The sequence below is a fragment of the Wocania ichthyoenteri Th78 genome, from assembly GCF_000789235.1.
GTDB lineage: Bacteria > Bacteroidota > Bacteroidia > Flavobacteriales > Flavobacteriaceae > Wocania_A > Wocania_A ichthyoenteri.
In genome coordinates this window covers 123550-137858 of the sequence record NZ_KN525716.1, presented here as the reverse complement: position 1 = coordinate 137858, position 14309 = coordinate 123550, and the positions used below count along the sequence as shown (strand labels likewise).

The window sequence follows — 14309 nt, the reverse complement described above, 5'->3', positions numbered from 1 at the left end:
TAAATTTAGAACATGACAATAGAAACCATTATTAGTATATGTTTGGGAATCGGTCTTGCTGCATCGGTTGGCTTTAGAGTTTTTCTACCATTGTTTGCACTAAGTTTAGCATCTTATTTTGATGTTTGGCAACTCAACGAATCTTGGCAATGGATTGGTAGTACAACAGCTTTAATAACATTAGGTGTTACTACTTTAGTAGAAATTTTCGCTTATTTTATTCCCTATATTGATAATTTATTAGATAGCATTACTGTTCCCTTAGCAGCACTTGCAGGGACAGCAGTAATGATGTCTACGGTTGCCGATTTAAGTCCGGTAGTAACATGGTCGTTAGCTATAATAGCTGGAGGCGGAACTGCAGCCGCAATTGCAGGAACATCTAGCACAACACGGTTAGCATCAACGACAACAACGGGTGGCTTAGGAAATCCCATTATCTCTACTTTAGAAACGGGAACAGCAACGGTTATGTCTGTTATTTCAATATTCTTACCCATTTTAGCCATGATTCTGGTAGTTATTATATTATTTGTAATTTTCAAATTATATAAAAAGTTTAAACCATCTAAGGTCAAAAATCATTAATATTTATAGTATTTTTGAAATACATTATTAAGAAATAAATGAAAATAATTTCAATGATTCCTGCACGTTATAGTGCAACACGTTTTCCAGGAAAACTTATGCAAGATTTAGGAGGGAAAACGGTTATTACTAGGACTTACGAAGCCACTGTTGCCACCAATCTATTTGACGATGTTTTTGTAGTAACCGATAGCGATATTATTTATAACGAAATTGTAAATAACCGAGGTAAAGCTATTATGAGTATTAAAGAGCATGATTGCGGAAGCGATAGAATAGCCGAAGCCGTTGAGAGTTTAGATATTGATATTGTCATAAATGTTCAAGGCGATGAACCTTTTACTGACAGAGAATCATTAAAAAAATTGATAGAAGTTTTTAAAGAAGATGATGATGAAAACATTGATTTAGCATCTTTAATGGTTCATATTACAGATATTGAAGAAATAAATAACCCCAATACTGTAAAGGTAATTGTTGATAATACTAATTTTGCTTTATATTTTTCGCGAAGTGTAATTCCTTTTCCAAGAGATAAAAGCGTTGATGTTAAATATTATAAGCACAAAGGCGTTTATGCCTTCAGAAAAGAAGCTTTATTAGATTTTTATCGTTTACCGATGCTTTCTTTAGAGGCATCTGAAAAACTTGAACAATTACGTTATTTAGAATACGGAAAACGTATAAAAATGGTTGAAACAGATGTACAAGGAGTTGAGATTGACACACCTGAAGATTTAGAACGCGCCAAGAAATTATGGAAGTAAATTATAAAAATATAAAAGTAATTGGTTTTGATGCCGATGATACACTTTGGGTTAATGAAACTTATTTTCGTGAGGCAGAAGAGGAAATTCAACGGTTACTATCAGACTATGAAACCCCAAATAAAATAGATCAAGAGTTATTTAAGATGGAAATGAAAAACCTACCACTTTATGGCTATGGTGTAAAAGCTTTCATTTTATCGATGGTAGAGGTCGCTTTAGAATTATCAAATTATAACATTTCGAACAAAACTATTGAAACCATTTTGAATATCGGAAAAAACATGTTGGAAAAACCCGTGGAATTGCTTGATGGCGTTGAAGATGTTTTAAGTGTATTATCAAAAAAATACAGATTAATATTAGCAACAAAAGGTGATTTATTAGACCAAGAACGGAAATTAGAAAAATCTGGATTAACTAAGTATTTTCATCATATAGAAGTATTAAGCGACAAGAAAGAGGCCAATTATTCAAATTTATTAAACCACTTAGATATTAAACCATCAGAATTTTTAATGATAGGAAATTCTTTAAAATCAGATGTTTTGCCTTTGGTAAATATAAAAGCAAATGCTATTCATGTCCCATTTCATACCACATGGGCGCACGAAAAAGTAAGCAAAAAAGAAACGAATGGTAAAACATATAAAACTATTAGAGGGTTAAAAGACGTATTAAATTTATTAGACTAATTAGTGAGGTATTTCATTACTTTTTAATCGAGTAAAAGTGAAAATAGTACTATTTTTACTTTTTGTAAAAAAAAGAAAATATATTAAATGAATTATAAAAACTTTCCCATGGTGCCAAGGGTAATTTTTGGCAGAGGTAGTTTTAATCAGTTAAGTGATATTATTGCCCCTAAACGATTAAGTATTAATGCTCCATTTATTTTTTTGGTAGATGATGTATTTAAAAACAATATTTGGCTAACATCAAGAGTGCCTACTTCTTACGATGACAGAATTATATATATATCTGCAAAGGAAGAGCCTAAAACATCTCAAGTAGATGAACTGGTTGAAGACATTATTTTAAACACGAAAGAGCGTCCCTCTGGAATTATTGGAATAGGAGGAGGCACTTTGCTAGATTTAGCAAAGGCGGTTTCTATAATGATAACCAATGAAGGAGAAACTAAAGATTATCAAGGTTGGGATTTAGTTAAAAACCCAGCCATTTATCATGTTGGCATTCCTACTATATCTGGCACAGGAGCAGAAGTTTCTAGAACAACGGTACTTACTGGTCCAGAAAAGAAATTGGGTATAAATTCAGATTTCACACCTTTCGATCAAGTCATATTAGATTCAGAACTCACCAAAGATGTTCCAACAGAGCAGTGGTTTTATACAGGTATGGATTGTTATATACATTGTATCGAATCGCTTACAGGAACTTATTTAAATGCTTTTAGTCAAAGTTATGGAGAAATGGCTTTGCAACTTTGTGAAGATATATTTTTGGGAGATACGCTTACCAAAGTTGATGCCCAAGAAAAACTAATGATGGCGTCGTGGCATGGTGGTATGAGTATTGTTTACTCACAAGTTGGTGTAGCACATGCAATGAGTTACGGCTTGTCATATTTGTTAGGCACGAAACATGGTATAGGAAACTGTATTGTTTTTAATCATTTAGAAGAGTTTTATCCAGATGGAGTAAAACTTTTTAAAGCCATGAAAAAGAAGCATAATATTGTTTTGCCTAAAGGAATTTGTGCTAATTTAAGCGATAGAGAATTTGATATAATGATAAATATATCTCTTAGTTTAGAGCCTTTGTGGGAAAATGCCATTGGGAAAAACTGGAAAAAAACAATAACAGCTAAGAAGCTTAAAGAACTTTACCAAAAAATGTAATATGCGGTGGTTAGCCAAATTTATTTACTTTAAGCTTTTAGGGTGGAAAGCTATTGGCAATACTAATTTTTCTAGTAACTCAATTAAAAAAGCAATTATTATTGCTGCACCTCATACTAGTTGGCACGACTTTTATATTGGCGTTTTATTACGGTCAGTTTTAAATATTAAAACCAATTTTGTTGGCAAAAAAGAATTGTTTGTTTTTCCTGTTGGTTGGTTTTTTAGAGCTTTAGGAGGCGCGGCAATTAATAGACAATCTAATGAAAACAAGGTACAAGCTATAGCAAAACTGTTTGCCGAACATGATGAGTTTAGAATGACTATGGCACCAGAAGGTACTAGAAAAAAAGTAGAGGAGTGGCGCACAGGGTTTTATTATATCGCTAAAGAAGCTAATGTACCAATCATTATGTTTACCCTTGATTTTGAAAATAAACAAAACAAGATTTCTGAGCCTTTTTATCCTACAAATAATACTAAAGCAGATTTTGAATTTATGTATAATTTTTTTAAAGATGTAAAAGGTAAGGTGCCTGAGTATTCGTAATTGTTTTAATTAAAATTGTACACTCAATTAAGTTTTGGCATAAATTTTGAACAATAAATAATAGAATAACGAATGAAACATAAAGTAAACCAGTTACTGGCTCTAAAAAGAAACATTCGCTTTATATACACTTAAAGCTACTTTTATTAAAGTAGCTTTTTTTATTTGGGTAATGTTTTTTCTACTAATAAAGTTTTTAATAAACCTTTACTAGTTTTTACAGTTAATTCTATGGTGTCTTTTTTATTGTATATGGTCTTTGAAGTTATAAAATCGCAAATATCAATTTTAGTAACATCAAGTGTGTTTAATTTAATAATTTCATCACCAAAACTAATTTCTTTTTTTAAATCTCCATCCCAAACAATACCAACAGCAAGTTTATTATTTATTATAGTTGGACTAAAACCTAATATTTTTTCCTGTAAATTGATTGTGTTTTCAAAAGAGTTAAAATAAAATTTCTTGTTCAGAAAATCTATGGTCATTATTCCATACTTTAAAATTTCAGACCCAATTCTTGAATTACTATCGTTTGTAGTTTCTGTAGTTACGTTTATAAAAGTGGTATTATTTATTTTTAAATCTTCAACACTAACTCTATAATGCTTGCTTTTTTTTGCTACACCAAATAAGCCAATACTTTTACTGCCAATGCCTTCATTGTGTACTTTATATATGTCGTTTTTTTGTAGTATCCCAAAATTCTTAAGTGATAAATCGTAAAATCCTTTCATGCCTGTATCAATTAATAATTGCTCTCTAGCATTGGTTTTGCCTTTTAAATTAATCCATATATATGGGCTTTTTTGCCCACCAATTAAATAAAGCTTCGCAGCGTTTTCTTTATTTAAATTAAGTTTCTTTTTGGTATCGGTTAATCTAATTACTTTTTCTTTTAAATCTATTTGAACTATAGATTTTTGCAACATATTGCTCCCAATAATACCATCAATTTCAAAGCAATCAAAAATTAAATTATCTTTGTTTTTATCTACTAATGTTGGACAGTTTTTAAAAATAACACCACCAAAATTAATCTCTGGAATAGAAACAATCTCTAAACTATTTTGTCTGTTTGTAGCATCTCGTACATTAATATTTTTTATTGATACTGTTTTAATAATACTTTTAAGATTTGCAGAAATTAAGTTGGGTGCTCCTGTGTCTAACATAAAGCGATAAACTTTATTTTCAATTTCTATCGGTATAATTATTTTTTCTGAAATAAATTCAAAATTAATTTCAGTATAATAATTCTTTTCAATGATTAATCCTTTTTTAAACACATTCTTTTGACCGAAAGATTGAGTTACAATAAATAAAAAAAAGACAGCTACAGTTTTTTTCATATTAAGAAGATGAATTTTTAAATAAGATAATCAAAAAAATAAAAGCCATATCTTTTTTTAATTGATATGGCTTTTGTTAACTATTTATGTTTTAATGTTATTATTTAACCTCTTTTAAAGCATTATCAATAAGTGTTCTTAAATGTTGTTTGTGTGCTCTCGATGATACATTTCCTGAAGATGCAGCCATGGTTCTTATATTTTTTAAATTATATAACGCCATAGATTTTGCATTATTTGTATATCTGCCACTTTGTTTACCAGTGAGCATATCAATTAACATGTTTGTATACTCTAATTGTAAATTTTGCCTGAATGAATTGATGCTACTGTAAATATCTGCTTTAAAAATAGCACTATTTAAGTCGCTCATAAACATAGATAGTTTATAATCGTTACCATACAATTCAGAGTCTGTAATACGTTGCAATGTATTTGGATGTAAAATATGATTTAATACATTTTTTTGATACCCTAAAACTTGACTATGTATTTTTGGGTCTTCAGTAGCACTGAAAAACCCATAGCCTCTGCGTTGCATTGCTAAATAGTTGTAAAGATCATTTGGTGCATCAAAAGCATTTGGTGCAAAAACGTATTTGCTCAAGCTAGCCATAGCCCTTTTTTGGTCTTTTAAACTTACTGGTGTATAAGGCTGCGTTTCGCCATTTTGACCAGCCATAGCCCTATCTACATAAACGCCACCAATAAATCTTGAAACTACATTTGCAGCACTTCCTCTTTGACTACTTAAAATATAATAAGCTTGTCTTAATTCTTGATACGATTGACCCGATTTTGAAAACTTATTTTTAATATCTTTCATCATTGTATTGATAACTTCAAAACGGTCGTTGGAATAGGTAATTTGATCGTTAGATAAATCTCCAACCATAACTCTCGGATCAATAGCTTTTCCAGGAGAACGCATATCATCGGCATCATTACCAAAAATTAATTCTGGTTTAGTCGATTGATTTAATAAAGCACCTCTTTCACTTTTACTTTTAAATGGGGTGTACCCAAATTGGATAGCCCAAACATCGTATGGTCCAACAGCTGTATCGTAATATTGTCCTTGTTTACTTCTGTCTTTCGTAATGTTTATTGCTGCATAATCCATAACTGAACCTGTTAAACATTTTCCATTAATAAAATCTGCATTTGCTAATTGCTCTGGTGAAAATAACTGACTTGCTTTCATATTATGATTTAAGCCCAATGTATGCCCGACTTCGTGCATAATAAGAGCAATCATCGCTTCTTTTTTCATGCGTTTCATCTCTAAATCTGATGCATTTGAAGCTTTCAAAACCGCATTTCCAAAAAGTGTGTTTTCGTGCATAACATGACCTAAAGAGCAATACATTTTATTGTCTTCATGAGCTTCAGAACCATCAAAAGTTTTGTTTAAAGATGACAAATCGAATAGCTTATCATACATCACTCTATTTGTAAAGTGAACATATTCTAACATAATATCTGCACCTAAAATTTGTCCAGTTTTTGGGTTTACAAAACTTGGTCCGTAACCACCAAACGGCGGTTGAGGAGACGATGTCCAACGTAATACATTGTATCTAATATCTCCAGCATCCCAATCGGCATCATCTGGTTGAATTTTAACAGCCATAGCGTTTTTAAAACCAGCTTTTTCGAAAGCCACATTCCATTGTAAAACAGCATTTTTAATGGTTTCTCGCCACTCAACAGGTGTTGAGTTTTCTATCCACCATGTAATGGGTTCAACAGGTTCAGAAATTGCAGCATTTGGGTCTTTCTTTTTTAAATTCCAACGGTGTACTAAATCGCGATAAGGTGTTGCACTCGTTGATGTTTGATCATCTACTTGTGTTAGGAAATAGCCAACTCTCGGGTCGTCGTATCTTACTTCATAATCATTATCAGGCATTTCAATTAAACTATGAAAAACTTTAATACTTACATTTCTTCCATCCGCCACAGCGTTAGATCCACCATTTAAAACAGAAGGAGAAGAGTATACATACTCTACTTGAAGGTTTGTGTTTTCATCATAATTTTTAATAGAGTTAATCTTAGTTTTGGTTTTACTTAAGTTGCCTAGTTTAAAAGCGGTTGGAGATGCACCCGGAAACCTTGGTCTTTTTATTTGAGAAAATGTTTCACTTAAAAATAAACCATCAGCTTTAATTAGATAAAGCCCTTTCTTTTTGTCGTGAGCTTCAATTGTTACACTTGCCATATTACCATTACTAATATTAGCATCTTTTGATTTTGAAAGCGCACTTTCTGGATCAAAGTAAAATGAATTGTTTTGAGTTTCAAATTCAATTTTATTAAAATACTTTTTAATTTTGAAAACTTTTGAGCCCATGTACGAACCTCTATTAATTCTTCCAGCATCCATTACACCATCTGCTATTTGACTAAAATAGATATAGTCTTTATCAATCTGATCGTCTGAAATTAGCATTTGTAAAGACCCCGTAAGTGTATCTTGGTACATAGTAAACAAACCTTCAATTTTTTTGCTAGATTTGACTAGGTCTTCAATCTTCTTTTCTTTAGATTTTTTTGGAGCTGGTTTAGCTGGAGCTTCTACTTTGTTCTTTTTTTTACGAACTTTACTTCTTTGCGCTTCAGTATTTTGAGGAATAAGAAAAAGCGCTAGCATAAATACAACGCTTAAAAACTTTAAAGCTCTGATTTTTTGATGTTTCATAAATTAAATGTTTTTAAAGGATTTGAATCCTAATAATTATTTTTTAGTTAGTCTTGCTAAAAATAAAAAGAATGAAATGGTTATTTCTTTATAAAATGTTAAAACCTGTTAAGTAAAGGCATGTTTGTTAAATTAAATTGAACAAAGTGTAATGTATATTTGTATTCTGTTATATTTCAGTACCTTTATAAACTATGATAAAAGACACAAAAATTGCCGTATTAATTGATGGTGACAACATACCATCAAAGTATATTTCAGAAATGATGGAAGAAATAACAAAGTACGGGACACCAACGATTAAAAGGATTTATGGAGATTGGACCAAACCACATTTGTCTAAATGGAAAAATATTCTGCTTGAAAATGCTATAACACCTATTCAGCAATACGGTTATACTACGGGTAAAAATGCAACCGATTCTGCTATGATTATTGATGCTATGGATATTTTATATTCTGAAAAGGTAAATGGATTTTGCTTAGTATCATCCGATAGCGATTTTACTAAACTTGCTACACGCTTGCGTGAAGCAGGTATGCAAGTTTATGGCATGGGCGAGAAAAAAACACCCAACCCTTTTATTGTAGCTTGTGATAAGTTTATTTATTTAGAAATTCTTAAAAGCGATAATGATAAAGATGAAAAGGGTGTAAAAACTAAAAAAGAAAATTTATATAATATAACGCCTAAAGTTATTAAACTACTGCAAAACTCTGTTGATGATGCCGCCGATGAAGACGGTTGGGCTTTCCTTGGTGATGTGGGTTCGTTAATTCTTAAAAAACAACCTAATTTTGATTCAAGAAACTTTGGTTTTGTTAAATTAACACCACTTTTTAAATCATTGCCGCAATTTGAAATGGAGCAGCGTGACCAAAGTAACACAAGGTTTAAGTTGATTTATGTAAAGAATAAATAGAAAATGCGTCATTCTGAATTTATTTCAGAATCTTATTTTTAAATAGTTTTTTTATTCGGCACTTTCTTCCATAGTATGATACACATTTTGCACATCATCATCTTCTTCAAGCTTTTCCAATAGTTTTTCAACATCGGCTGCTTGCTCTTCTGTTAATGGTTTTGTAACTTGTGGAATACGCTCAAACCCAGAAGACAAAATCTCAATATCACGATTTTCTAATTCTGCTTGAATCGCTCCAAAACTTTCAAAAGGCGCGTAAATTAAAATACCATCATCATCAGCAAAAACTTCTTCGGCTCCAAAATCAATAAATTCTAATTCAAGGTCTTCAGGATCTAAACCTTCAGCATTAATTCTAAAATTACAAGTATGATCAAACATAAAAACCACCGAACCCGATGTACCTAAACTGCCATCACATTTATTAAAATAACTACGTACATTGGCAACGGTTCTTGTATTATTATCGGTAGCTGTTTCTACTAAAACGGCAATACCATGAGGTGCATAGCCTTCAAAAATAACTTCTTTATAATCGCCTTGACCTTTTTCGCTCGCCTTTTTAATAGCGCGTTCCACGTTGTCTTTAGGCATGTTTACTGCTTTAGCATTCTGTATAACAGCACGTAAACGCGAATTACTATCAGGGTCTGGACCACCTTCTTTTACAGCCATTACAATATCTTTACCAATACGCGTAAAGGCTTTGCTCATGGCAGACCAACGTTTCATTTTTCTTGCTTTTCTAAATTCAAAAGCTCTTCCCATAATTTGTAAGGTTGTTTGTTGTTAAGTTAAAATGTAAGCGTAAAAATAATAAAAGTAAGTAGAAATAAAAGCTCCTAAAATTGATAATAGTTTTGGATCATAATTTTTATATGCTGAAAACCATCACTACTTACTGTAAACTGATTTATTCTTCGTCTGGTTCTACAATATGCTCTATTGCTTTTGCTAATTTAAAGTCTTTTTCTGTTACGCCTTTAGCATTATGAGTTGATAAAGAAATTGTAAGTACATTATAAACGTTACTCCAATTTGGATGATGATTTAAAGCTTCACATTCAAAAGCAATTCTACTCATAGCACTAAAGCAATCTTTAAAGTTTTCAAACTCAAATTCTGCATGAATGGCATCATCATAATATTCCCAATCTGGTAAGTGCAATAATTTTTTTTCAATATCGTCGTCTAACAGTTTATTCATAATTAATATATTTTACGGTAACAATTCCAATGTAATGATTTCAAATATTAAAATCAATTAAATTTTAATTCTGCTAATATATCTTGACTAAGTAGTTGTAGGTTTTTTGGTAGTAAATTGTACTTTGGCAATGCTGCTAAATACCTATCATCATTAGTTGTATATACTTGTTTGTAACTGGCTATGGGCAAGTTTAAAGTGGTTATAATTTCTTTTATAAATTCATCATGATGCACCAAATCACTACTTCCTAAATGGAATACTCCAGATTTATTTCTATTTATTACATAATGGATTTGTTGCGTTACTTTAGTATCAGTCGTTACATTTATTATTAAATTTGGAAACACTTCAATTGGTGTTTTTTCTTTAATATGATTAATAAATTCTAATACACGAGGCGATTGATTACCAAAAACCATAGGTAGCCTTAATATAGCAACTTGTTTTTTAGGTAATCTCAATAGCATGTTTTCAATCTTAATTTTGAAATGGCCATAAACACTATTGCTGTATGTTTTATCGGTTTCGTAACTTGGGTATTTGCTGTAGGCATCAAAAACATTTGCAGACGACAGAAATATAAGTTTTATTTTTTTTGAAAATACATACTCTGCAAGATGTTGATGGACTAAAACTTGTTTTGAAAAATCGCCACGAAGTGCTGAAATAATTATAGTTGGCTTAACTACATGTAAAATTTCGTAAACATCATCTTCTTCAATACTATACTGAAAAAAATGATGATTTTTTTCGAAGGCTTTGTTGGTTACATTGTATGTGCCGTAGGTTTTAAAATAGGAGCAGAGTTCCTTGTAAATAGCACCACCTAAAAAGCCACTTGCCCCTAGAATTAAAATTATATGTTTACTTTCTGTCGCCTTCTCCTTCATTTATAATATATAGGATTTATTCTATCCTTTATAAAATGGCAATTTTACAACCGTTGCAGGAACTGCGTTTTTACGTATTTGAATGTTTATTTTACTATCAACCGCAGCAAAAATTGTTGGAACATAACCTAAACCAATACCTACACCTAAACTAGGACTCATAGTACCAGAAGTTACAATGCCTATTTTTTGTCCATTTCCATCAACAATATCGTAACCTTGACGCGGAATACCACGACCGTCTAGTTTAAAAGCAATCAATTTGCGTTCTACACCACGCTCTTTTTCAGCCTTTAAGTTTTCAGAATTTGTAAAGTCTTTGGTGAATTTTGTTATCCAACCTAAACCAGCTTCAATAGGCGAGGTGGTATCATCAATATCGTTTCCGTAAAGACAATAACCCATTTCTAAGCGTAATGTGTCACGAGCCGCTAAACCAATTGGTTTGATACCGTAATCTGCTCCAGCTTTAAAAACATTATCCCAAATTTGTTTTACCTCAGCGTTTTTACAATAAATTTCAAAACCGCCACTTCCCGTGTAACCTGTTGCCGAAATAATAACATTCTCAACACCTGCAAAATCGCCAACAACAAAATTGTAAAACTTAATAGCAGATAAATCATGGCTGGTAATACTTTGCATCGCCTCAATAGCTTTAGGCCCTTGAATGGCAAGTAATGAGTAGTCTTCACTTAAATCGCGCATAGTAGCACCAACATCGTTTTTAGATGTAATCCAGTTCCAATCTTTTTCTATGTTACTAGCATTAACTACTAATAAATAACTTTCTTCTTTAATTTTATAGATAATTAAATCGTCAACAATACCGCCATCATCATTTGGTAAACAACTGTATTGTGCTTTGCCAATAGTTAATTTACTGGCATCGTTACTACTTACTTTTTGTATTAAATCTAGGGCATGTTCACCTTCAATTAAAAACTCACCCATGTGAGATACATCAAAAACTCCAACTGCAGTTCTTACGGTTTCATGTTCTGCGTTTACACCTTCATATTGCACAGGCATATTATAGCCTGCAAAGGGTACCATTTTTGCTCCAAGAGCTTCGTGAGTTTGAGTTAAGGCTGTGTTTTTCATTTACTAAAATCTATTAATTTTTGGTAAAGCAAATGTATAGAAATTTTATATATATCGCTTTCGCTGAAGGAAAAATAATGAAAAGCATTGTGCGAGATAACTTTAGTGTACTAAACTTTTTAAGTTGTCATTAGTTTCAATTTTTAGAGCATATCGAAAAAAATCACAATTTAAGCCTAACTTTTGGTAAATTAATTTCCTTAATATAATAATCACTCCAAAACATGTTTATAACATTTTCTAATTAGCAGCAAACTTGCATGATATTTTAGTTTTTGATAAATAAATTAACTAGTTTTTGCTCATTTTTCTGATGTCATCTTATTTAGTATGCCCTAATATTATAAATTAGGCAATAGTTTTATGATTATCTAACGTATAGATTAATAGTAGAGCACTAATAATGACAATGTTTTTTATAATATATTGTCCCTCTAAAGTTAGCACAAATGGGGCTTTAGAAAACGAAATATCTGGAAAAAAAAATACAGGAATAAATGTAAGTACTAAATGAAGAATAGCAATAATAATAGCCTTTTTTAGTTGAAAGTTAAATATTAAAAAAAATCCAATGATTACTTCTATGAGTGCTAAAGTTAAAATACTAATCATTTCTGGTAAAACTCCTATGGTTAAAAATGAAATGGTCTTTTTTGCAAGAGTATCAGCAGGACTTAGTTCTGGAAAAAATTTAAGAGCTCCAAACCATGAATAAATAATACCTATGCTTATAGTTAATAATCTAGTTTTGTTTATATTAGTTATAAAACGTACCATAATAAAATTTTTATATACGTATTATTCATTTGGTTAATTAACCAAATGAATAATACGTGATTTTAATAGTTGAATGCTTTTATTCACCTACAAGCTCTAGATATTTTTTATAGTTATAACGTGCAATTTTACGCCCTAAATTAAGGCCTTCGATGTTATCTGCTTGAATATGATAGCCCCCCATTACTCTAGAGATGCCTGCCATTTCTGCAGTTTTAGTAAATGTCGGAAATTTAAGAATTACAGGATTGCCAAGGTTATTTGGTTCAGTAAGTGCACCTGGTATCAATTCAGCCTCCGATCCGAATTTGTCATCACCTGTAAACAACTTTAACGCTTCCGCACAGCCACCACTTATTGTACTATGGCCAGAAACATAACTTGGAAAAGGAGGACATAAAAAAGTATCTGGAGAATAAGGTCTCCATTCTTGTCCTTTAAGTTGAGTCATGCCCTTTTCTGGCCCACCCCAGGCCTTGATAATCTGATCTTGATAGTAGTCATGTACTAAGGCATAAGGACGGGCATAATCATAAAACATTTTAGAATCCCAGCAAGCTATAAAACCATCCATAGCAACAGATTCCACTAAAAAATACATTTTCACATCTTCATCTAGAGTGTTATGGTCTCTTCTAGAAACATCTTGAGCAAACTTAAGCCAATGTCCAGCTTGCTGTACAGATTTTGGTCCATCACGCATAAATTCTACTAAGGCTTTATTCTCTGGAGTTAAATTAGCTTGTAGTTCTATAACTTCTTGAACTTCTTTTTTTAATTGTTCTGAGCCTACCATAGGTGGCGGACCAGGACGAAATTGATTTGCTGAATTCAATAAAAGAGGTTTCACTTTTTGCCAATATGGTGTTAAACACCCAGGAGCAAACTTACCGCCTTTGCCATCTGAAAAGAGTTTAGGTTGCCATCTGTTTAAGTCAACATTATTATCAACATCGTTTACAGGGGTATACCCCGTATAATCAAAATAAGGTTTGCCCATAGAACCTTCTACCTCGCCATATTGATTAGATCCATCTGTCTTACGTGCTTCAATAACCATTTTTGCTGCTAAATTACCAATACCTTCTGGCGTATTAGGATCTAGACTAGTATTATCAGGATCGTATCCTAGTTTTATCATTTTATTTCTAAACATGATACTATCTGAAAAATAATATTCGTTTAGAGCTCTATAAGCCGCATAGCTAACAGCTATTTCTTTATTTATTAATGTTCTTTCTGTTTCTGATTGACGCGGGACATCTGATAAGTATACAGGATTAGCTTTATCATCATATCTGGTCCAAGCATCAAGCATAGAGGTGAAAATAAGACCTAAAAACCTAGAAGTAATAGTTGGTCTTGGTTTAAATTTATCAGTATCGTTTGCAGTGCCTTCCAGTGCTAAATAAGCCCATTGGTAAGCCACATTGTTTTCTCCTTTTGGTTGTTCTGTTTTATTGACAATGTTTTTAGCCATTTTACTTTTAGAATTATCTTTGCAATTCGTGAAAAAGAAGAAACAACATGCAATAATGGCTAATGGAATGGTTTTTAATTTCATAATTTTTTTAGT

14 protein-coding genes are annotated in these 14309 nt (G+C 31.6%); 6 read left to right on the top strand and 8 right to left on the bottom strand.

All coding sequences use genetic code 11. From position 1 onward, the window contains the following. Positions 1-12 precede the first annotated feature (12 nt). From RG22_RS00720 to RG22_RS00700, 5 genes are all read left to right on the top strand, one after another. On the top strand, positions 13-588 hold the full coding sequence (locus tag RG22_RS00720) for a DUF4126 domain-containing protein (protein WP_034039952.1): 576 nt from the start codon (positions 13-15) through the stop codon (positions 586-588). 38 nt (positions 589-626) lie between these two features. Beyond that, the gene (gene kdsB, locus RG22_RS00715; RefSeq protein ID WP_034039950.1) at positions 627-1355 is read left to right on the top strand and encodes a 3-deoxy-manno-octulosonate cytidylyltransferase; all 729 of its coding nucleotides are present in this window, start codon (positions 627-629) and stop codon (positions 1353-1355) included. Further along, positions 1346-2050 carry an HAD family hydrolase gene (locus RG22_RS00710; RefSeq protein ID WP_034039948.1) on the top strand — a complete coding sequence of 235 codons (705 nt, stop codon included), beginning with the start codon at positions 1346-1348 and terminating at the stop codon, positions 2048-2050. The genes kdsB and RG22_RS00710 overlap by 10 nt, the downstream gene beginning before the upstream one ends. An 87-nt stretch (positions 2051-2137) precedes the next feature. Beyond that, positions 2138-3220: an iron-containing alcohol dehydrogenase family protein gene (locus RG22_RS00705; RefSeq protein ID WP_034039946.1), complete on the top strand. Its 1083-nt coding sequence runs from the start codon at positions 2138-2140 to the stop codon at positions 3218-3220. Between the two features lies 1 nt (position 3221). Further along, positions 3222-3770, top strand: a complete 549-nt coding sequence (locus RG22_RS00700; RefSeq protein WP_034039944.1) for a 1-acyl-sn-glycerol-3-phosphate acyltransferase — start codon at positions 3222-3224, stop codon at positions 3768-3770. Between the two features lie 161 nt (positions 3771-3931). Here the strand turns inward: RG22_RS00700 and RG22_RS00695 are convergent, their stop codons facing one another. Continuing rightward, positions 3932-5122 carry an aspartyl protease family protein gene (locus RG22_RS00695; protein ID WP_034039942.1) on the bottom strand — a complete coding sequence of 397 codons (1191 nt, stop codon included), beginning with the start codon at positions 5120-5122 and terminating at the stop codon, positions 3932-3934. Between the two features lie 100 nt (positions 5123-5222). Beyond that, positions 5223-7826 (bottom strand): zinc-dependent metalloprotease, encoded by a 2604-nt coding sequence (locus RG22_RS00690; RefSeq protein ID WP_034039940.1) that lies wholly within the window; start codon positions 7824-7826, stop codon positions 5223-5225. Positions 7827-8020: 194 nt separating this feature from the next. Between RG22_RS00690 and RG22_RS00685 the strand changes: the two genes are divergently transcribed. Further along, positions 8021-8749, top strand: coding sequence for an NYN domain-containing protein (locus RG22_RS00685; RefSeq protein WP_034039938.1), 729 nt, complete (start codon positions 8021-8023; stop codon positions 8747-8749). Between the two features lie 51 nt (positions 8750-8800). Here RG22_RS00685 and RG22_RS00680 read toward each other — a convergent pair whose 3' ends face one another. From RG22_RS00680 to RG22_RS00655, 6 genes are all read right to left on the bottom strand, one after another. Then, positions 8801-9520 (bottom strand): YebC/PmpR family DNA-binding transcriptional regulator, encoded by a 720-nt coding sequence (locus tag RG22_RS00680; RefSeq protein ID WP_034039936.1) that lies wholly within the window; start codon positions 9518-9520, stop codon positions 8801-8803. A gap of 145 nt (positions 9521-9665) precedes the next feature. Then, positions 9666-9959, bottom strand: a complete 294-nt coding sequence (locus RG22_RS00675; RefSeq protein ID WP_034039934.1) for a 4a-hydroxytetrahydrobiopterin dehydratase — start codon at positions 9957-9959, stop codon at positions 9666-9668. Between the two features lie 53 nt (positions 9960-10012). Further along, the gene (locus RG22_RS00670) at positions 10013-10852 is read right to left on the bottom strand and encodes a sugar nucleotide-binding protein (RefSeq protein WP_034039932.1); all 840 of its coding nucleotides are present in this window, start codon (positions 10850-10852) and stop codon (positions 10013-10015) included. 21 nt (positions 10853-10873) lie between these two features. Beyond that, entirely contained in the window at positions 10874-11956 is a 1083-nt protein-coding gene (gcvT, locus tag RG22_RS00665) for a glycine cleavage system aminomethyltransferase GcvT (RefSeq protein ID WP_034039931.1), read from the bottom strand. 348 nt (positions 11957-12304) lie between these two features. Continuing rightward, complete coding sequence (locus RG22_RS00660) at positions 12305-12733, bottom strand: hypothetical protein (RefSeq protein WP_034039929.1); 429 nt, start codon at positions 12731-12733, stop codon at positions 12305-12307. A gap of 79 nt (positions 12734-12812) precedes the next feature. Further along, entirely contained in the window at positions 12813-14297 is a 1485-nt protein-coding gene (locus RG22_RS00655) for a vanadium-dependent haloperoxidase (RefSeq protein ID WP_081997636.1), read from the bottom strand. Positions 14298-14309: the final 12 nt, after the last annotated feature.